The 18114-nt window shown below is 67.6% G+C and carries 16 protein-coding genes and 5 pseudogenes; 7 read left to right on the forward strand and 14 right to left on the reverse strand.

Translation table 11 applies throughout. The features are described 5' to 3' along the window. The first annotated feature begins 28 nt into the window (after positions 1-28). Complete coding sequence (locus L2X98_RS06575; RefSeq protein ID WP_259612722.1) at positions 29-841, forward strand: sulfite exporter TauE/SafE family protein; 813 nt, start codon at positions 29-31, stop codon at positions 839-841. Between the two features lie 52 nt (positions 842-893). Here the strand turns inward: L2X98_RS06575 and L2X98_RS06580 are convergent, their stop codons facing one another. From L2X98_RS06580 to arsB, 3 genes and pseudogenes are all read right to left on the reverse strand, one after another. After that, the gene (locus L2X98_RS06580) at positions 894-1298 is read right to left on the reverse strand and encodes an arsenate reductase ArsC (protein ID WP_259612723.1); all 405 of its coding nucleotides are present in this window, start codon (positions 1296-1298) and stop codon (positions 894-896) included. A gap of 16 nt (positions 1299-1314) precedes the next feature. Next, positions 1315-2311, reverse strand: a pseudogene (locus L2X98_RS06585) (metalloregulator ArsR/SmtB family transcription factor). Beyond that, positions 2308-3399: pseudogene (gene arsB, locus L2X98_RS06590) on the reverse strand (ACR3 family arsenite efflux transporter). Before arsB ends, L2X98_RS06585 begins: the two co-directional pseudogenes overlap by 4 nt. Before the next feature lie 133 nt (positions 3400-3532). Here arsB and L2X98_RS06595 point away from each other — a divergent pair. Beyond that, a complete protein-coding gene (locus L2X98_RS06595; protein ID WP_259612724.1) occupies positions 3533-3961 on the forward strand; it encodes a pyridoxamine 5'-phosphate oxidase family protein in 429 nt (142 codons plus the stop codon). On the opposite strand, the gene L2X98_RS06600 is transcribed toward L2X98_RS06595, so the two are convergent. From L2X98_RS06600 to L2X98_RS06625, 6 genes and pseudogenes are all read right to left on the reverse strand, one after another. Further along, the gene (locus L2X98_RS06600) at positions 3891-5165 is read right to left on the reverse strand and encodes an amylo-alpha-1,6-glucosidase (protein ID WP_259612725.1); all 1275 of its coding nucleotides are present in this window, start codon (positions 5163-5165) and stop codon (positions 3891-3893) included. The two genes, L2X98_RS06595 and L2X98_RS06600, sit on opposite strands and share 71 nt — an antisense overlap. Before the next feature lie 116 nt (positions 5166-5281). Further along, positions 5282-5458 carry a hypothetical protein gene (locus tag L2X98_RS06605; RefSeq protein WP_259612726.1) on the reverse strand — a complete coding sequence of 59 codons (177 nt, stop codon included), beginning with the start codon at positions 5456-5458 and terminating at the stop codon, positions 5282-5284. After that, positions 5412-5672, reverse strand: coding sequence for a hypothetical protein (locus L2X98_RS06610; protein WP_259612727.1), 261 nt, complete (start codon positions 5670-5672; stop codon positions 5412-5414). The genes L2X98_RS06605 and L2X98_RS06610 overlap by 47 nt, the downstream gene beginning before the upstream one ends. A gap of 2 nt (positions 5673-5674) precedes the next feature. Then, a complete protein-coding gene (locus tag L2X98_RS06615; protein ID WP_259612728.1) occupies positions 5675-8797 on the reverse strand; it encodes an extracellular solute-binding protein in 3123 nt (1040 codons plus the stop codon). An 88-nt stretch (positions 8798-8885) separates the two neighbouring features. Then, a complete protein-coding gene (locus tag L2X98_RS06620) occupies positions 8886-9602 on the reverse strand; it encodes a LacI family DNA-binding transcriptional regulator (RefSeq protein ID WP_259612729.1) in 717 nt (238 codons plus the stop codon). A gap of 205 nt (positions 9603-9807) precedes the next feature. Next, positions 9808-10023, reverse strand: a pseudogene (locus L2X98_RS06625) (LacI family DNA-binding transcriptional regulator); the annotation flags it as partial. 217 nt (positions 10024-10240) lie between these two features. Between L2X98_RS06625 and L2X98_RS06630 the strand changes: the two are divergent. The 4 genes from L2X98_RS06630 to L2X98_RS06640 all read left to right on the forward strand — a co-directional run bounded on the left by L2X98_RS06630 (position 10241) and on the right by L2X98_RS06640 (position 13146). Further along, complete coding sequence (locus L2X98_RS06630) at positions 10241-11542, forward strand: glycoside hydrolase family 127 protein (RefSeq protein ID WP_354002945.1); 1302 nt, start codon at positions 10241-10243, stop codon at positions 11540-11542. Next, positions 11442-12044, forward strand: coding sequence for a glycoside hydrolase family 127 protein (locus tag L2X98_RS20335; protein ID WP_354002946.1), 603 nt, complete (start codon positions 11442-11444; stop codon positions 12042-12044). Before L2X98_RS06630 ends, L2X98_RS20335 begins: the two co-directional genes overlap by 101 nt. A gap of 86 nt (positions 12045-12130) precedes the next feature. Beyond that, on the forward strand, positions 12131-12511 hold the full coding sequence (locus L2X98_RS06635) for a LacI family DNA-binding transcriptional regulator (RefSeq protein ID WP_259612730.1): 381 nt from the start codon (positions 12131-12133) through the stop codon (positions 12509-12511). Beyond that, complete coding sequence (locus tag L2X98_RS06640; RefSeq protein ID WP_259612731.1) at positions 12508-13146, forward strand: substrate-binding domain-containing protein; 639 nt, start codon at positions 12508-12510, stop codon at positions 13144-13146. The genes L2X98_RS06635 and L2X98_RS06640 overlap by 4 nt, the downstream gene beginning before the upstream one ends. A gap of 134 nt (positions 13147-13280) precedes the next feature. Here the strand turns inward: L2X98_RS06640 and L2X98_RS06645 are convergent, their stop codons facing one another. The 5 genes and pseudogenes from L2X98_RS06645 to L2X98_RS06660 all read right to left on the reverse strand — a co-directional run bounded on the left by L2X98_RS06645 (position 13281) and on the right by L2X98_RS06660 (position 17491). Next, positions 13281-13979: a PxKF domain-containing protein gene (locus tag L2X98_RS06645; protein ID WP_259612732.1), complete on the reverse strand. Its 699-nt coding sequence runs from the start codon at positions 13977-13979 to the stop codon at positions 13281-13283. A gap of 112 nt (positions 13980-14091) precedes the next feature. Continuing rightward, positions 14092-14727: pseudogene (locus tag L2X98_RS20340) on the reverse strand (LamG-like jellyroll fold domain-containing protein); the annotation flags it as partial. Positions 14728-14746: 19 nt separating this feature from the next. Continuing rightward, positions 14747-15850: pseudogene (locus L2X98_RS20345) on the reverse strand (RICIN domain-containing protein); the annotation flags it as partial. 713 nt (positions 15851-16563) lie between these two features. Further along, positions 16564-16935 (reverse strand): nuclear transport factor 2 family protein, encoded by a 372-nt coding sequence (locus L2X98_RS06655; protein WP_259612734.1) that lies wholly within the window; start codon positions 16933-16935, stop codon positions 16564-16566. A gap of 61 nt (positions 16936-16996) precedes the next feature. Further along, on the reverse strand, positions 16997-17491 hold the full coding sequence (locus tag L2X98_RS06660) for an SRPBCC family protein (RefSeq protein ID WP_259612735.1): 495 nt from the start codon (positions 17489-17491) through the stop codon (positions 16997-16999). A 136-nt stretch (positions 17492-17627) separates the two neighbouring features. On the opposite strand from L2X98_RS06660, the gene L2X98_RS06665 reads away from it, so the two are divergent. Further along, positions 17628-18071 carry a winged helix-turn-helix transcriptional regulator gene (locus tag L2X98_RS06665; RefSeq protein ID WP_259612736.1) on the forward strand — a complete coding sequence of 148 codons (444 nt, stop codon included), beginning with the start codon at positions 17628-17630 and terminating at the stop codon, positions 18069-18071. Positions 18072-18114: the final 43 nt, after the last annotated feature.

The following is an 18114-nucleotide window of genomic DNA, read 5'->3' on the forward strand; positions in this document are numbered from 1 at the left end:
GCCGGCGAGGTCGGCTAGCCTGGTCGTTTTGGTCATCGCCGGCCGTCCCGGCGGGGAAGGTCGACGTGTGCTCGAGCTCGGTCTACCCGTTCTGATCCTGCTCGTCGCGATCGCCCTGGTCGGCGGCATCGGCATCACCGCTCTCGGGCCGGGCGGCGTGCTGGTCACCATCGGGCTGTTCGCGCTGACCGACCTGACGCCGGCGATGGTGGCGGGCACCTCGATCGTCACCCATATCGGCACCGGACTGCTGGGAACGGCCGTGTACCTGCGCTCCGGGCAGTTGCGCGAGCCGGTGACAAGACGCACATCGGTCGTGCTCGCGGCCACAGCGCTCGTCGGCACCCCGATCGGCGTGCTCGTGAACTCGCTGTTCTCGGTGCGGGCCTTCGGAGTGCTGCTGGGCGTGTTCGTCGCTGTCGTGGCCCTCCTCGTCCTCTACCGCGAGCGCCGGACGCGTCATCTGCCCGAGGGCGCTCACCCCCGGCATCCACTCGCTCTGCTCGTGCCGCTGGGGCTGGGCATCGCCGTCGTCAGCGGCATGTTCGGAGTCGGAGGGCCGATGCTGTCGGTTCCCGTGCTGATCGCCATCGGCGTGCCCCTTCTCCCTGCGCTCGCCGCCGCGCAGGCGCAGAGTATCGTGATCGCCTCCGTCGGATCGATCGGATACGCGATGCAAGGGGCCGTCGACTGGCCGCTCGCGTTGCTGGTAGGGATCCCCGAAGCGCTCGGCGTGGTCATCGGCTGGAGGGTCGCGCACGCGATCCCGACCCGACGACTGAAGGTCGCGCTGGTGGCCGCGCTTCTCGCCCTCGCCCCCTATCTGGCGCTGCACGGGTGACCGGCACCGCGAGCGGCCATCGCCCCTGGCTCTCCTCCGCGCGGGGTCGGCTTCAGCCGAGGAGTTCGGCGGCCAGCGCCTGGATCCGCGTCTTGATCTCGTCGCGGATGGGCCGGACCGCTTCGATGCCCTGACCCGCGGGATCATCGAGCGTCCAGTCCTCGTATCGCTTGCCGGGGAAGAACGGGCAGGCATCGCCGCAGCCCATGGTGATCACGACGTCCGACGCCTGCACCGCTTCGGTGGTCAGCACCTTGGGCTCTTCCGTGGTGATGTCGATGCCGTCCTCGCGCATGGCCTGGACGGCGACAGGGTTGATCCGGTCGGCGGGGAGGGAGCCGGCCGAGCGCACCTCGATGCGATCGCCGGCGACGCGGCGCAGGTAGCCGGCCGCCATCTGGGATCTCCCGGCGTTGTGGACGCAGACGAAGAGCACGGCGGGCTTCTGAGCGGGCATGAGGAAATCCTTCGGATCAGTGGGCGACCAGAGTCTCGAGCAGGGTGCGGACGCGGGTCTCGATGTCGCCACGGATGGCGTCGACGCCCTCGGCCGAGGCGAGGGCCGGATCGCCGACTGACCAGTCCTCGTAGCGAACGCCTGGGATGATCGGGCAGACATCGCCGCAGCCCATGGTGACGACGACATCCGCGGCTCGCACCGCATCGTCGGTGAGCGGCTTCGCGAACGCGGTGTCGGCCGCCTGGCGTCCCGCGATCTCGGAGAGAAGAGAGCGGACCTGCGGGTGGATGTCCGGGGCCGGGGTGGAACCGGCGGAGCGGGCGACGACCTGCCCGGCGCCGAGCCGGTTGACGAGGGCCGCGGCGAGCTGGGAGCGCCCCGCGTTCTGCACGCAGACGAAGAGCACCTGGGGCACCGACGTCTCGCGGTCACGGCTGAGGTCGGCGAGCCGCTGCCGGGCGAAGCGCTCCGTCAACGGAATCAGATGCTGCGTGAGCCGGGCGGAGCGGACCAGCCCCGCGTACGACTCGCGCACGATCGCCACCACCAGATCACGGTGCAGGTCGGTGAGCTCCTCCGCCAGCTCCTCCGCGAGGCGGGTGACCCGGGCATCCATCGTGCGCAGCGCGTCCGCCTGCTCGGCGCCGTCGTCTCCGGTTTCAAGGACGACCGCGGGAGCGAAGGCCTCCAGGAGCGCGGTGGTGGCGGCACGGCGGGCGGGGGCGATGCGGTAGTAGACCCAGGTGCCGCGCCGTTCGGAGAGCAGCATCCCGGTGTCCCTGAGCACCTTGAGATGATGCGACACCGTCGGCTGTGAGACCTGTGCCAGCTCGGCCAGGTCGCAGACGCAGCATTCACCGCGGGGGTCCGTGGCCAGCGCAGACAGCATCCGCAAGCCGGAGCGGATCGGCGAGGGCCTTCAGGGAGTCGGCCAGGGCTGCCGCGTACTCCGGTCCGATGGCGTGGGATGACGAGGGCGCACAGTCTTCGGCGGCGAGGGCGGTGCTCATGCGGCGTTCCCTTCGTATGGGTCGGTGTGGAACCAGGCGCGGGCGGCCCAGAGCGAGACGTAGACGAGTGCGACCAGCACCGGGACCTCGATCAGCGGGCCGACGACTCCGGCGAGGGCCTGGCCCGACGCGGCGCCGAATGTGCCGATGGCCACAGCGATGGCCAGCTCGAAGTTGTTGCCCGCGGCGGTGAAGGCGAGCGTGGCGGACCGGGCGTAGCCGAGTCCGAGCCCCCGGCCGAGGAGGAGCCCGAGGAACCACATCAGACCGAAGTAGGCCAGGAGCGGAAGGGCGATCCGGGCGACGTCGAGGGGTTGGGAGGTGATCGCCTCGCCCTGGAGCGCGAACAGCAGCACGATGGTGAACAGCAGACCGTAGAGGGCCCAGGGGCCGACTCGGGGAAGGAACGTCGCCTCGTACCAGTCCCTCCCCCGGCGCCGCTCACCGATCCAGCGCGAGGCGAAGCCCGCGACGAGCGGCACACCGAGGAACACCAGCACGTTGAGGGCGATCTGCCCGACCGACACGTCGAGCCCATGGGAGTCGAGGCCGAGCCAGCCCGGCAGCACGGCGAGGTAGAACCAGCCCAGGCAGCGAGAACGCCACCACCTGGAAGACGGAGTTGATCGCCACCAGCACGGCGGTGGCCTCACGGTCGCCGCAGGCGAGGTCGTTCCAGATCACCACCATGGCGATGCAGCGGGCGAGGCCCACGATGATCAGGCCCGTGCGGTACTCCGGAAGGTCGGGCAACGAGCCAGGCGAGGGCGAACATCAGCGCCGGGCCGACGAGCCAGTTCAACACCAGCGATGAGACGAGCAACCGCCGGTCGCCGGTCACCGCCGCAACCCTGTCGTAGCGCACCTTCGCGAGCACCGGGTACATCATCACGAGCAGTCCCAGCGCGATGGGCACCGAGACTCCACCGACCTCGAGCCGCGCGAGCAGCTTCCGAGACGCCGGGCACCCCCCGTCCGAGGACGAGACCGGCGACCATGGCGAGCACGATCCAGGCCGGAAGCCATCGGTCCAGGGTCGACAGCCGGCGGACGGCGGGGCGAGCCGCGGCTCCGACTTGATTCGACATTCTTCTATATTGATGGATGTCGAATCAGGCCGCAACCTGCTCGCGTCAGCGAGCCACGATCTGGCGGCGACATCCGATCGTCGACACGTGTCGTCATGTGATGCGTGTCGGACGTGTGCGGGAGAATCGCGGCATGGAGTGGAGCGAGCGACAGCTCGAGTTTCTGAACGAGAACCATGCCGCGGCGATGATCACGATCGCGCGGGACGGCACCCCCAAGGCGGTGCGTGTCGGCGTCGCCCTGGTCGACGGCAGGCTGTGGAGCAGCGGCACCGCAGACCGGATCCGCACGACCCGGCTCCGCCACGAGCCGCGGTGCACGCTGTTCGTGTTCGACAAGGCATACGCCTACCTCACGATCGAGTCGACCGTCACGCTGCTCGACGGGCCCGACGCGCCGCAGCGCAACCTCGAGCTGTTCCGCGTGATGCAGCGGCGCCCGACCGGCCCGTTGACCTGGTACGGCGAAGAACTCGACGAGGATGCCTTCCTCACCCGGATGGCCGAGGAGCATCGGCTGGTCTACGAGTTCGCTCCGACGAAGGCCTACGGCCTGCTGTGAGACCCCGGGCGGAAGTCGCCTCGGCGAAGGACAGGTACACGCTCGCGGTCCACGTGTAGGCGCGGTCGCGAAGACCTTCGCCGGTCAGCGCATCGAAATTCTCGGCGAAGCCGCTCCGCTCGCAGAGCCGGCGAAAGCGCTCGCTGACCTCGTCCGCAAGCGCGACTTCACCGGCCGCGCGCAGACCGGCCTCGACGATAGCAGTCGCGGGTGCCCAGATCGGACCGCGCCAGTAGCCGTCGGGGGCATAGTGCGGAGAGTCGACGAGTTCGGTCGCGAGTCCGTACCGGGTCAGGTGGGCCTCGATACGAGGCACCAAGCCCGCGACGACCGACGCGGGCAGCCGGTGCGCGGCGATGATGGGCAGCGCCGTCAGCAGGCTTGAGTCGCTCGCGGGCCGATGCCCGATCACCGATCGAGCGGAGAGCGTCTCACCATCCCACAGCTGCTCGACCAAAGCAGCCGCGACCGCATCCGACTCCTCCCGCCACCCGGCCGCATCTTCCGGCGCCACCTCGTCTGCCAGCCGGGCAAGCTCATCCAGCTGCACGATGAGGAAGGCGGCCAGGTCCGGGGACTCGATGAGCCGATCGGCGTCGAACACGGTCGAGTTGTCCCAGCCGCTGTCATTGCCGTGTTCATAGAAGGGCAGCCGGCTGCCGGGAGCACGCCGATGGTCCAGCCAGTAGCGAGTCCAGGCCGAGAGCCGCAAGTAGACCTCGATGAGCGTCTCTCGGGGGATCGGCCCGCCCAGACTCCTGCGAAGGAGCCCGAACGCCCATCCGTGGATCGGCGGCTTCACGAAGTTGTAGAGCACCTCCGAGTGCGTGACCGAGTCCGGCAGCGCTCCGGTCTCGGTCTGATGGTCGAACACGACCAGGAACTGGTCCAGGGCCAGGTCAGGGTGCGAGCGCGCGAGCGCGAGCGCGTTGAAGCAGTGGTCCCAGCTCCACACCTTGTCCATCCAGTGCTTCGACATCAGCACGGTCTCGCGCGTGACGAAGCCGAGCGGACGGACGGTGGCAGACCACAGGACGTATGCGGCCAGGGCCGCAGCGGGATGCTGCGCGCGAAATGGGGCCACCGCATCCGCGTACGTGTCGAACTCCGCGCCGCGCGCCGCCACCAGTTCGTCGAACGTGTCCGCACGGGCCGCCGCATGCGGCTCGGATTCGACCTCTTCGACCGCGACCTCCCAGGCCAAGCCGTCCGCACCCGCGTGCACACTCCGCTCACCGGTGCCCAGGAGCTCGGAGCCGACGATGGCGAAATCACCCGCGATCCGGCTGATCCGATAGCGTCGTCCCGTCTCGTACGAGGTCAGGACGGCGGATCCGTCGACCGGCGAGTGACGAAGCCGGTGAACAGGAAGCTGCCGGTGAACGGGGTGAGCCCGGCAGCCGCGTCCTCGAGGACGAGCGAGAGCCCCTCCCCCGCAGCCGCACGGTGTTCACGTCGGCGAAGACCGCCTCCATGAAGCCGGATGCCGCGTCCCATCGCAAGCCGCTTGCGGGGATGCCGCGGGCAGCGCCTCGAGCAGTTCTCCTCGGTCGTAGACCAGGACCGCGAGCACCGGATGCATGCCGGTCTGATGAGAGACCAGATGCACGTGCGGCGATCGAGTGTGCAACCCGGTCACCCGGGACACGGACAGCCAGGATCCGCGCATGCTGAACGGCACCTCGTCCAGCGAGAACTCCAGTCTCGGCATCCTCAGTCCTTCACCGCGCCGGCAGTCACTCCGGCGGCGACGTACCTCTGCGCGACGATCAGCAGGAGTGCGGCGGGGATGGATGCGACCACCGCCGTGGCCATGATCGCATTCCAGTCCTGTGTGTTGTTGCCGATGTACTTGTAGATGCCCATGGTGATCGGCTGGAAGTCGCCGCCGCGGTTGAGCGTGGACGCGAAGATGAAGTCCGACCACGCCCACAGGAACGCGAACAGCGACACGGTCACGATCGAGTTGCGGCTCACCGGCAGGATCACCGACCGGAAGGTGCGCCATGCGGATGCGCCGTCGATCTTCGCCGCGTTCATCAGCTCGTCCGGGATACCGGCCATGAACGCGGTGAAGATGAGCACGGCGAACGGCACCGCGAGGGTCGAGTCGGCGAGGATCAGACCAGGGACGGTGTCGAGGATGCCCCAGTTGAAGAAGATGAGGTAGAAGCCCATCGCCATGATGATGCTCGGGATCATCTGCGCGATCAGAAGCGTGAAATCCATGGCGGTGCGGCCGCGTGGCCGGAGCTTGGCCAGCGCGAATCCCGCCGGCGCGGCCAGCACCAGCGTGAGCGCCACGGTTCCCAGGCCGATGACGAGGCTGGTTCCCAGGTAGGGCAGCTGCTCGTTGAGCACCGTACGGTAGCCCTCGAACGTGGGATTGACGGGGAAGAAGTTCGGCGGGTCCTTGCGCAGCTCGGTCGGCTGAGTGAGCGACACGTTGATCATCCAGTACAGCGGGAACAGCATGATCGCGGTGAGCGCCAATCCGATGACCGTGTTCGCGACACGGCGGGTCGAGGTCATGACTTCTCCATTCGGCGCTGGGTCCGGATGTAGATCAGACCGAAGACGAAGGCGATGAGGATCAGCAGATTGCCCACTGCTTGCGGCCGGGCTGAGTTCGGGTGAGCCGCCGCCGAAGCCGAGCCGGTACGACCAGATGGCGAAGGTCGTCGATGCGTTGCCGGGTCCGCCTCGGGTCATGATCCAGATGATGTCGAAGACCTTCAGGGTGTAGACGAGCCCGAGGAGGATGGTGATCGCCGAGACGGGGCGGAGGAGCGGGAACGTGATCCGCCAGAAGGTCTGCCACCCGTTCGCACCGTCGAGCGAGGCCGCCTCGTAGATGTCGTTCGGAATGCCCTGCAGGCCGCTGTAGAGGATCACGAGATTGAACGGGATGCCGATCCAGATGTTGGCGATGAGCACCGACACCATCGCCCATTGGGGAGAGGTGAGCCAGTTGATCTGAGGGACGCCGAGGAGCGCAAGTCCGGCGTTGACGACGCCCGACTCGCTGTTGAGCATCCATGCCCAGGTGGATGCGGAGACCAGCAGCGGCAAGAGCCAGGGGACCAGGAACAGCGCGCGGAGCGTGGCGGCGAGGGGGAACCGCTTGAAGAAGAAGACGGCCAAGGCGAGCCCGATGGAGTACTGGAACGCGATCGAGACGATCGTGAACACCGCGGTGTTGATGAGCGCCGGCAGGAAGGTGGAGCTCTGGAGGATCTCTGCGTAGTTCTCGAACCACACGAACGGGGCGGTGCCGTCGATGAAGGAGCGCAGCGTGTAGTCGCGGAAGCTCAGGTCGAGGTTGCGGTAGAGCGGGAAGGCGTAGAACACGACCATGTAGACCGCCACCGGCGTGACGAACGCCCACGCGGTCAGCTGGCTTGCGCAGTCTGCGCCGGGACGCACGCGTTCGAGCGGCCGGGGATTTCCGGTCGCGCCGTGGCGCGGGGAGGACGCGTCCGTCGAGGACGCGGCCTTCCCCGCGATCACGAGCACGGGTGTCTCCGCGGGGGACGATGGTGCGGGCATCCGATTGCTCCTTTGCGGACCTGTGCGAATCGACCGGCGGCGAGCCGAGACTACTTCAGCTTCTCGACTGCTGCCGCCTGCGCGTCCTTCAGCGCGTCGGCGGGGCTCGCGGCACCGCTCAGGGCGTTCTGGACCGCGGTGTACAGCTTGCTCCGAGATGACGCCATACGAGATGCCGAGGTTGTCGGCCGTGCGCGGCTTGGCATCGCCGACCGCGGTGGTCCAGAACTCCAGCGTCGGGTCGGCGGCGAGCTGCGCCTTCTGGCCTTCGGCCGTGGGCGCCACATAGCCCAGGGCCGTCGCGCCGGCGTCTCCTGTGCTGAGGCAGTCCACGATCTTGACCGAGGTGGCGTAGCGGGCGGTGTCCTTCTGCACGGGGATGGTGATGAACTCGCCACCGGTGGGAGCCGGCGCGACGCCCCCGTCGAAGCCAGGCACCTGGATCGACTTGTAGCCGGCCTTGTCGGCGGCGGACTTGAACCACGAGCCGTTCTCGGCGAACGCGAACTCGCCGGTCATGAACTCGTCCCAGCTCGTGCCCTGCGTGTTGGAGAGCACCGAGTTCGGCGCGAGTCCGTCCTTCACCCAGCCGGTCCACAGTGCGAGCGCACGCTCCGCCTGCGCCGAGTCGAGCTTCTTCAGGTCGGCGCCGGCGCCCCAGAACCACGGAAGGAACTGGAAGCTCCCCTCCTCTGTCCCGACGGCCGAGAACGTGATGCCCTTCTTGCCGGCCGCGACGGCCTTCTTCAGCGCGGCGGTGAGGGATGCCGCATCCTTCACCGATGCGATGTCCACGCCCGCGGCCTTGAGCACGGTCGGGTTGTAGTACAGGCCGAGCGTGTTCGCGCCGACCGGAACACCGTAGTACTTGCCGTCGATCTCGCCGGCGCTGAGGATGTTCGCTTCGATGTTCGAGACGTCGAGCCCGTTGTCGGCGGTGGTCGTCAAAAGGCCGGCGTCGGCCAGTGTGGAGACCTTGGGGTTGTCGACCATGGCGATGTCCGGAAGGTTGCCGGCGGCGGTGGTGAGGTCCTTGACGGTGTCGCCGGTGTTGCCGGCGTTGCGCTTGATGGTGATGCCGATGTCTGCGGCGCACTCGTCGATCGCCTTCGCCCACGTCGACGATGCATCACGGTCGGGGTACGGATCCCACAGCGTGTACTCGGTCGAGCCGGCGGAGGGCGTTCCTCCGCTGCCCGACGATGAGCATCCGGTGAGTGCGGCGGCGCTGACGCCGACGGCGACGATGACCGCACCTATCGTGCGGGCCTTTCGGGTGGTGTCCACGGTGTTCCTCTCTGAAGGTGGTACGGGTAGTGATGGTCGAACCGGTTCGAACCGGAGCGGCGAAATCGTTCCGCGCCGCGGCTGTGGATCAGCGGGTGCTTCCTCGATCCGTCAGCTCAGGCGCGATGAATCGGACCACGGGCATGCCGGCGGCAGCATGATCCTTCATTCGTCGCACGAGTGCCTGGACCGCGGCGCGGCCCAGCTTGTCCGGCGACGTCTCGATGGCCGTGTACGGCAGCGAGAACAGTCGGCCGAAGTCTTCGGCGAAGATCCCGACCACCGACAGGTCATCGGGCACCTTCACCCCACGCGCGTTCAGCACGGACGGAAGTCCGGCGATCATCGCGTCGTTGTGGATGATGATCGCCGTCGCCGTGGGACGCGCATCGAGGATGGCATTCAGCGCCTCGGCGATCTGCGGCTGCTCGGTCTCGCCGTAGTACGGGAACATCCGCAGTCCATAGCGCGCGCCCCGCTCGAGTGCCGCCTCGCGGAAACGCCACGCGTAGGCCCCACCGCGCGCGATCACATGCTCGTGCGGCGCGATCACGATGATCTCGCGGTGGCCCCGCTGATAGAGGTGGTCCACCAGCATCCGCGCCGCCTCGCCGAAGTCCAGGTCGAACACGTCCAGCCCGTCGGTGTCGCGGGGAAGTCCCACAAGGGCGCCCGGCTGTCGTGCGGCGCGCAGCGGCGCCACACGGGCGTCGTTGTGGCTGACGTTCAAGAGCAGGACGCCGTCGACCATGTCCGAATCGGTGATCCGCTCGAGCGCTCGCGGCCCGTCCTCTTCGGTGACCATCAGGATGTCGTACCCCTCCTCGCGGGCCGCATCCGAGATCGGAAGGACGTATTGCAGGCATGGCCGGCGAGAATTCGTCGCGGAAGAACTGTACGAACAGTCCGATGACCATGGTCTGGGAGGTCGCCAGCGCGCGAGCCCCCGCATTCGGGGTGTAGCCGAGCAGGTCGATGGCCGTCTCGATGCGATCGCGGGTCTCGCTCGAGATCGCCCGCTTGCCCGACAGCGCATAGGAGACGGTGCTGCGGGAGACCCCCGCGACCCGCGCGACGTCCCCGATCGTGGCCACGGCGTCTCCTGTTCTTCGTCGAACCGATTCGACTCGGGATGTCTCACCCACGCCGCTTCGCGCGCCGGTTTGTCGTCGAACGCGCCCGAATCGGGCACTTGACCGTCGAATCTCGGTTGAGTTCGACCCCATGAGTGGATACTGTAATCGAACCGGTTCGACTCCGCAAGCACTTCGACATCCTTCGCCCTCGACCAGGAGGAACCTCCCTTCGTGTCCGCCATCACCACGCCACCCCGCTCAGCATCGCCCGCGATCCGTCCCATGGCACCGGTCACCCCGAGCCGCGGTGCCCTTCGACCGCTCGGCCTGGACGAGGTGCGCCTCGTGGACGGCTTGTGGGGCGAGCTTGCATCGGCTCAACGCCGACGTCATCATCGACCACTGCCACACCTGGACGTCACGGATCGGCTGGATCGCCAACTTCGATCGCGCCGCGGGCACCGCGGACGGCGAGCACGCCGGGATCGAGTTCGTGGACTCCGAGGTGTACAAACTGCTCGAGGCGATGGCGTGGGAGCTCGGCACTCATCCGGATGACGCGCTGGAGTCGCGGTACCGCGATCTGGTGCACCGTATCGGCGCCGCCCAGGATGGCGATGGCTATCTGCACACGAGCTTCGGCCACGAGGGTCAGCCAGCACGGTACAGCGACCTGGAGTGGGGGCACGAGCTGTACTGCTTCGGGCATCTGATCCAGGCCGCCGTGGCGCGCCTGCGCACCGGGCACGACGACGAGCTCCCCGCGATCGCCCGACGTCTCGCCGACCACCTCTATCGGGAGTTCGGGCCGGAGGGCAGATCTGCCCTCTGCGGTCACCCGGAAGCGGAGATGGCCCTCGCCGAGTTCGCCCGGGCGACCGGCGACGAGCGCTACCTCGTGCTGGCGACACTGCTGGTCGAGCGGCGCGGCCACGGGCAGCTGAAGACGACGCCCTTCCACGGCCACGAGTACTTCCTCGACGATCTGCCGGTCCGGGATGCCACGGTGCTGAGGGGGCACGCGGTGCGAGCCCTCTATCTCGCTTCCGGGGCGGCGGATGTCGCGATCGACAACGGCGACGACGAACTGCTCGGTGCGGTCAAGGCCCAGTGGGCCAACACGGTCGCTCGACGCACGTACATCACCGGCGGAATGGGAGCCCACCATCAGAACGAGGAGTTCGGCGAGGACTACGAGCTGCCCGCCGACCGCGCCTACGCGGAGACGTGCGCGAGCATCGGCTCGGTCATGCTGAGCTGGCGCCTGCTTCTGCGCACCGGCGAGCCGAAGTACGCCGACCTGATCGAACGGACGCTGCTGAACGGCATCCTGGTCTCGCCGCGTGAAGACGGCAGGGCCTTCTACTATGCGAACACCCTGCACCAGCGCACGGCGAGCACGGGCGAGTCTGAAGCGGGACTGAGCGAGCGGGCCGAGGCCACCCTGCGCGCGCCGTGGTTCGAGGTGTCGTGCTGCCCGACCAACGTCGCCCGCACCCTGGCCAGCCTCCCCGGCTACCTCGCGACGGCGGACGACGGCGGCATCCAGCTTGCACCAGTATGCGCCGATGGAACTGGACACCACGCTTTCGGGCGGGCAGCGCGTCGCCTTCCGCGTGTCCACCAGGTATCCGTTCGACGAGAGGATCACGATCACCCCCACCCGTGATCTCGCCGCACCGATCACGCTGACCCTGCGGATCCCCGCATGGGCGGCGGGCAGCGCATCGGTGACCGTCAACGGGCAGGAGGTGCCGATCACGGGCGCCACAGTGGCCGTCACTCGTGCGTTCCAGAACATCGATGCGATCGAACTCATCCTTCCGCTCGAGCCGCGTTTCACCTGGCCGCATCCGTCCGTGGACGCGGTACGGGGTCAGGTCGCCGTGGAGAGCGGCCCGCTCGTGCTCGCGCTGGAGGACGTCGATCTGCCGGACGGGATCACGGTGGACCGGGTGACCGTCGATACGGAAGTCGATCCGGTCTCCAGAGGCGGCGGCGCGCGCGTCCGCCTCCGAGTCCATCCCGCTTCGGCAAGGGACTGGCCGTTCGGCCAGGCCGAGACGTCGACCGGCGAGCCGCTCCAGGCCGATCTCATCCCGTATTTCCGCTGGGCGAACCGGGGACCGTCCACGATGAGGGTGTGGCTCCCGACATCCCAGCGCGGATGACGGGAACGATCCAAGCCAGCGTTCGGGCGGGCGTCGACGTGGGACTATTCTGAGGTCGAATCGGTTCGCGAGGGGGTGGTGGTGTGGTGACCATCGGCGATGTGGCCAGCGCCGCGGGCGTCTCGCGGAGCACGGCATCGTATGCCCTCTCCGGCAAGCGGACCATCTCGCCCGAGGTGCGCGCGCGGGTCGCCGATGCCGTCCGCGAGCTCGGCTACACGCCGAATGCCGGCGCACGGGCGCTGGCGACATCCCGGACGAGCGTGATTGCCCTTCTGGGCCGATTCCTGTCCGACGAGTTCGCGCCGGCGATGCCTGCACTACATCCTCGGAGTGACCAACCGTGCGCGCGAACTCGGGTACGACACGCTGCTGGTGTCAGAAGACGACGGCGTCGCTGCGCTCGAGCGGATCTCCTCGTCCCGCATGGTCGACGGATTCGTGCTGTTGAACGTCGCCGAGAATGACGACCGGCTTCCCGTCCTGCACAGCGCGGCGCAAGCCGGGTGCGCTGGTGGGGCTGCCCGGCGACCCGGACGAGCTCGATGTCTTCGATCTGGACTTCCCTGCTGCCGGGGCGCTGATGGTGGACGAGATGTTCGCCCGCGGGCATCGCGAACTGATCCTGGTCTCGCAGCCCGTGCACGTGATCGAGCGCGGCGGTGCCTACGTGTGGCGGCTGGCTGATCGTGCACGGGAGCGCGCCGGTGAGCTGGGCATCACGCTGCACGACCACCACGGCGCAGCGGGCAAGCCGGCGATCGGCAGCGACCTGCACGGATTCCTCGACGCGCACCCGTCCGCGACGGGACTGCTCCTGAACAACGAGGCCGCAGCCGCCGCGCTTCCGAACGTGCTGGCATCGCGGGGGCTGACCTGCCCCGAAGACATCTCGGTGGTGGGACGCTACTCCGACGACTTCGCGCGGATGTTCTCGCTGCCCTACTCCGCGGTCGACAGCGCCGCCGACGAGTTGGGCCGACGCGCGGTCGAAGCCCTGGTCGCCCGTATCGACCAAGGACCGTCGGCGTCCCCGGCCCGCATCGAGCTCATCGCCCCCGTCATCCATGATCGCGGGAGCATCGCACCGCCGCGCCAGTGAGAGCGGATCGCTTACGAGTCGCTTGCGCGCCCGTCAAGGCCGAGATGCGGTGCGCGGCCGGCGAGGCCGCGCACCGCATCTCCGGTTCGCCGTCCTACTTGTCGAACGAGAACTGTGCGGTGTGCGTCGTCCCGTCATCCAGCTTCGAGCGAGAAGGTCGCGCAGCGTCCCGCCCAGGACTTGTCGGTCTTCCACACGTAGACGTACTGGTCGGCATCGGCGTCATACTTCAGCCCACTGGCACCGGCCGTCACCGTCTGCTCGATCTCGTCGACCGTGGCCGAGGGTGCGCACGTTCCGAACTGGACCGTGGGCGATCCCGCCGCCAGGATGTCGGTTCCCTGATCGCCGTTCAGCGTGAACTTGATCGGGACCGCACTCCCGGCCTTGACCGAGTTGACCACGTCGCCTGAATCGACGGGCTGGGCGAAGCCCGACCAGTCGTACACGACGGCGTAGCCGCAGCTCACCGCGGCAGAGCTGTTGCCCGCGGCATCCGTCGCCGTGCCTGCCGGCACCGTAACCGTCTTCGCGCCGACGCTCGAGGTGTCCAGTCCGATCGAGCCTTCTGCCGGAGTCGCCAGCCCCGACCCGTTCGCCTCGTCGGTCGCGCGCCAGCTCGCAGCGGCTGTGGCGCCGAGCTGCACGGCCTCAGTTGGGCACGTGACCGTCACCACGGGTGCGGTGATGTCGACGCGGGTCAGCTTCCAGAAGCGGTCCGCGGTCTGGGCGTCGGTTGCCGTGCTGGTGGCCGACCCACCGGTGCCGAGGACGACGGTCCCGTTGCGGTTGCCTGCCCGACGAGTCCTGGAGGGTCGCTCCGCCGGCCTCATCGAACTTGTACTGGGCGACGTCGCCCGCCGCGGCCTGGCCGGCCGCGAGCGCCGCCACGTCATCGGCCGACAGCGCCCGGCTGTAGATCGCGAAGTCGTCGATCGCTCCGTCGTATGCCGGATCGTTGTACTGCGACTTCCCGAGGTAGTTCCGGGTCGTGTTCCCCAGTGCGGACGGCTTCACGGTCATGTTGTTGTTCGTTGCGACCACGGTGCCGTTCAGGTACATGGTGCCGCGGGTGCCCGAGACGGTCACGACGACATTCGACCACTGGTTCAGCGGGAAGTTCTGCCCGCCGTATGTCAGCTGCTGCTCCGCACCGGCACCGCTGTTCGTGATCGCGAACCGCGGTCCTGCGCCACCGGCGTTCATGGTGAGGAACATGTTGACGTTCTGGCCGGTTCCGAAGTCGAACACGCGTGACCAGCTCGTGAGTGCGGCCGGCTTGATCCACGTCGAGATCGACCAGTCGCCGGTGAGGCCGCTGACGATTCCGCTCGGCAGCGAGCCGTAGGACGCCGTCTTGCAGAAATCGAGCGCGGACCCGAATTTGCCCGGCTGACGAGCGCCGTCGGCTTGGCAGTTCGATGTCGGCGATCCGTCGGTCCACTGGATGACGGCAGCACCATCGTTCTTGCTCAGGCCCATGACCCCGAGGGTCTTGCCCGTCGCGTAGTTGGCCAGACGCACGTCGCCCTTGCCATCGGGGACGAGCTCCGACAGCTCGCTGCTCGGCCGTGCTCTCATCCTCGATCACGGCCGGTGCGCCGTTCGACGTCGCCCCGCCCGCGATGGAGAGCACACGACCACTGGGCGTGTGGACGACCTTGTAGAGTCCCTGCCCTGCGGGCACGAGCTTCCACACCTGACCGGTGGTGGTGGATTCCGCCTGGACGACCGGCGTCCCGTTCGCCGTGGCGCCGCCCAGCGTGGCGAGCTGGAGCCCGGCACTGAGGTTCGTCAGAGAATAGGTTCCCGACAGGTTCGTCGGATCGCCGGCCGGTGTCACAACCACCTGATAGCCGTAGGTCGGGTTCATCACGATCGGCACGGTGATCGAGCCGTCGGCACCGACCTCGTAGGTCGTGTTGGAGATGTTGATGGGACCATCCGTCTTCACCGTGCGGCCGTACGAGGCCGTGAAGTCCAGCTCCACGTTCACCTTCGAGCCGAGCGACAGCTTGTCGAGTCCGTTGATCTTCACGGATGTCGGTCCCGTGTTCCCGCCGGTGATGACCCTGACCTCGTCTCGCGCATCGTTGACCGAGGCGGCACCGTCGAGCGGGCTCTCGTTCGACGGTGGCGTCGTGGTGACCATCTGGCCGCTCATCTGCGCATACCAGGTGTAGAGCCAGTACGCGCCGTTCGGGTCTCCGTTGCGTCCGGTGAGAAGGTCGCCGAGTGCGCCGGACTGGTTCCAGAACGGAAGCTCGGCTCGGGTGATCCCGTACCGCTCGAGCTTCGCGATGTAGCCCACCAAGGGTCCGGACAGCCCGACCTCGGCGGGTGCCGCGTACTCGGCGATGTCGATCGGCCGCTCCGGTATGTTCAGATCGGACAGGATCTTGCGGACATTCTCCACGTCGCCCTTGATCTTCGAGGAACGGATGAGTTCGTGCCATTCGAGGACGTCCGGAAGCGTGTCGGTCGCCTTGGCGTGCTCGAAGAACGCGCGCATGTTCGAGATGTTGTCGGAGTAGCTCGGGCCCTGGATGGGCATCGTCGGGTCGAGGCTGCGTACCAGGCGGTACGTGTCCGTCCACATGTCGAAGAACGACCCGTTGGCCGTCTGCCACGTGATGTCTGGCTCGTTCCAGATGGCGTAGGCGACGATGTTCGTCTTGCCGGATGCCTTGGTGTCCTTGACCATCTTCTCCACCGCGGGCAGCCACTCGGCCTTGTTGTAGCGGTACGGCCATCCGGGAAGGTAGTCGACGAGGCGGATGACCACTCCGGCACCTGCTGCCTTGGCCGTGTCCGCGACAGAGAGCGCGTCCCCCGTGGGCCTTGCGTGCCGCCTTCCGGCTTCTGCATGAAGGTGTGGGGCTTGATCGGCAGGATCTTGTCCAGCGTCGGGATGTTCGCGCCGGCGAGCCCGTAGAGCGAGCCGCTGGCCATATGCGTGACCGGACGGAACGGCTGGTCTGCCTCGACCACGAGGGTGCTTGCCGCGCCGGGCGCCGCATCCGCGGGGAGTGCCAGCGTCAGCAGACCGCCGCTGGCCACGATCGCGGCCGCGGTCATTGCGGCGATTGATCGTCGACTGCGGGTTCTCCAGGCCAGGCCAGCACGCTGGCCTCCTCCGGGGACATTCATGGGCCGCGACCGCCGCGCGGGGTTGATTCTCTTCATCTGCTTCGTCTCCATTGATCGAGGCGTTGCCGGTCGGACGTATGACCCGGCCGAAAGTGTCGAACCGGTTCGACAAGCATTAAAGCATCGAACGGAGTGAAGTGGCAAGGGCCTCTTCTTGCTGCGTGCAGTGAAAGTCGGGGCTCGCTGAGGGACCGCCCCGAACGTCACCAGAGCCCGTTCAGCCTGCCGATATCATGTGCCCTATGGATCCGCTCTCCAGCGTCGTGCTCACTGTGGCCCTGTCCGCGGTCGGCTACGCGTCTGGCCGACATCGGTCCAGACCTCGGTCATCCGATGGATGAGTCCGTCCCGGAGGTGCACGAACGTGGCGCACTCGAAGTGGTCCGTACCGCTTGCGCCGTGGCCGGTGACGTGTGATCGGCAAGCGGCTGCATCACCGCCGCCGACCAGCTCCTCGACGCGCAGCCGGTCGAAGCCTGGATACTCGGCGTTCAGTCGAACCCACGAGTCCCGGTCGAGGTTCTCGCCGGTGTGCACGTAGCGACAGACGAAGTCCGGGTGCAGGTACTCGCCCAGCGCGTCCCACCGGCGCTCATCGATGGCCTGCATGAGTGTGCTGAGGATGTCCGCGGCGTCCATCGCCAAAGACTAAGAGCGCGCGCCGACATCCCTCTGCGTGCTGCGTGCGAGTCCGGCCGCCTCAGCCGCCTCGCGATGGAGCTTGCACCTGGTCGGCGGCGGTGAGCGTCTCGTCGCCATCGAACCTGTGCGGCGCGCCCACTCCGGTCTCGATGAACTGCGTGAGGCTGCCGTTCACGAACATGGTCCACGCGTTCGAGCAGACCTCGTAGCACTCATCCTGGGGCTTGAGGCCCTCGTGCGTGAAGATGATCCGCGTTCCACCATCGGTCTCATCGATGTCGAATCGGACGGTGGTCCCGGTCCACTCCTGCTTGTCAGCGATGAAGTCGAGGTAGCTGCCGGTGACGAGCCACGCGACCCGCCGCTCGGGGGCGATCTCGGTGACTCGGAATCCGCTGTAGTGCACACCGGGGACGAGGTAGACGAACTCGTCGCCGACTGCGGCGGTCGAACCGGTGATCCGTCCCCACCATCCGGCGACGTCATTGATCGCGTCGAACGCTTCTCGCGGCGTGGCATTCACTGTGATCGTGGTCGTGAAGTTCGCGGTCATCTGTCTGCTCCTCTACGTGCCTCTCACGAATGGAAGGCGGGGTGAACTTGTGTGATGCAAGTCACCGTAACCCAAGGCGCTTGCATCACGCAAGTGATAGAGTCGAGCCATGTTGGGCAAGACATACGACACCCAGGTGTGTTCGATCGCGCGATCACTCGAGCTCGTCGGCGAGCGGTGGAGCCTGCTCATCATCCGCGACGCGCTCTTCGCTCGAGTGACCCGCTTCGGCGACTTTCAGCACAACCTCGGGATCGCAACCAACGTGCTCACAGCGCGACTGGCGTCGTTCGTAGACAGCGGCATCATGGAGCGCGAGGGTTCCGTCGACTACATCCTCACCGCAAAGGGTCACGCACTGGCTGTCGCGCTGATAGCCCTCACCGAGTGGGGCGATTCGTGGGCATCACCCATCGAACCGCCGATCCTCTACCGACACACCGCGTGCGACGCCGGCGCGGTGCACGCGGTCGCCGTATGCGAGAAATGCGGCGTTGTCCCCGCAGAGGAGATCACCGTAAGCATCGGCCCGGGAATGCCGGCCGAATACCTCGCCGAGCGGCGCGGCGGAACCCGCTAGGGAATGCCGGGACGATTGCTGGGACGCGAACTCAGGCAAGGTC

The sequence above is a fragment of the Microbacterium elymi genome (assembly GCF_021582895.2).
Taxonomy (GTDB): domain Bacteria; phylum Actinomycetota; class Actinomycetes; order Actinomycetales; family Microbacteriaceae; genus Microbacterium; species Microbacterium humicola.

Excerpts from the sequence above, each read along its gene's own strand:
- L2X98_RS06580 (WP_259612723.1), bottom strand. The coding sequence starts at position 1,298 with ATGCCCGCTCAGAAGCCCGCCGTGCTCTTCGTCTGCGTCCACAACGCC.
- L2X98_RS06595 (WP_259612724.1), top strand. The coding sequence starts at position 3,533 with ATGGAGTGGAGCGAGCGACAGCTCGAGTTTCTGAACGAGAACCATGCC.
- L2X98_RS06605 (WP_259612726.1), bottom strand. The coding sequence starts at position 5,458 with ATGGGACGCGGCATCCGGCTTCATGGAGGCGGTCTTCGCCGACGTGAA.
- L2X98_RS06610 (WP_259612727.1), bottom strand. The coding sequence starts at position 5,672 with ATGCCGAGACTGGAGTTCTCGCTGGACGAGGTGCCGTTCAGCATGCGC.
- L2X98_RS06620 (WP_259612729.1), bottom strand. The coding sequence starts at position 9,602 with ATGGTCACCGAAGAGGACGGGCCGCGAGCGCTCGAGCGGATCACCGAT.
- L2X98_RS20335 (WP_354002946.1), top strand. The coding sequence starts at position 11,442 with ATGGAACTGGACACCACGCTTTCGGGCGGGCAGCGCGTCGCCTTCCGC.
- L2X98_RS06640 (WP_259612731.1), top strand. The coding sequence starts at position 12,508 with ATGACGACCGGCTTCCCGTCCTGCACAGCGCGGCGCAAGCCGGGTGCG.
- L2X98_RS06645 (WP_259612732.1), bottom strand. The coding sequence starts at position 13,979 with ATGAGGCCGGCGGAGCGACCCTCCAGGACTCGTCGGGCAGGCAACCGC.
- L2X98_RS06655 (WP_259612734.1), bottom strand. The coding sequence starts at position 16,935 with ATGGACGCCGCGGACATCCTCAGCACACTCATGCAGGCCATCGATGAG.
- L2X98_RS06660 (WP_259612735.1), bottom strand. The coding sequence starts at position 17,491 with ATGACCGCGAACTTCACGACCACGATCACAGTGAATGCCACGCCGCGA.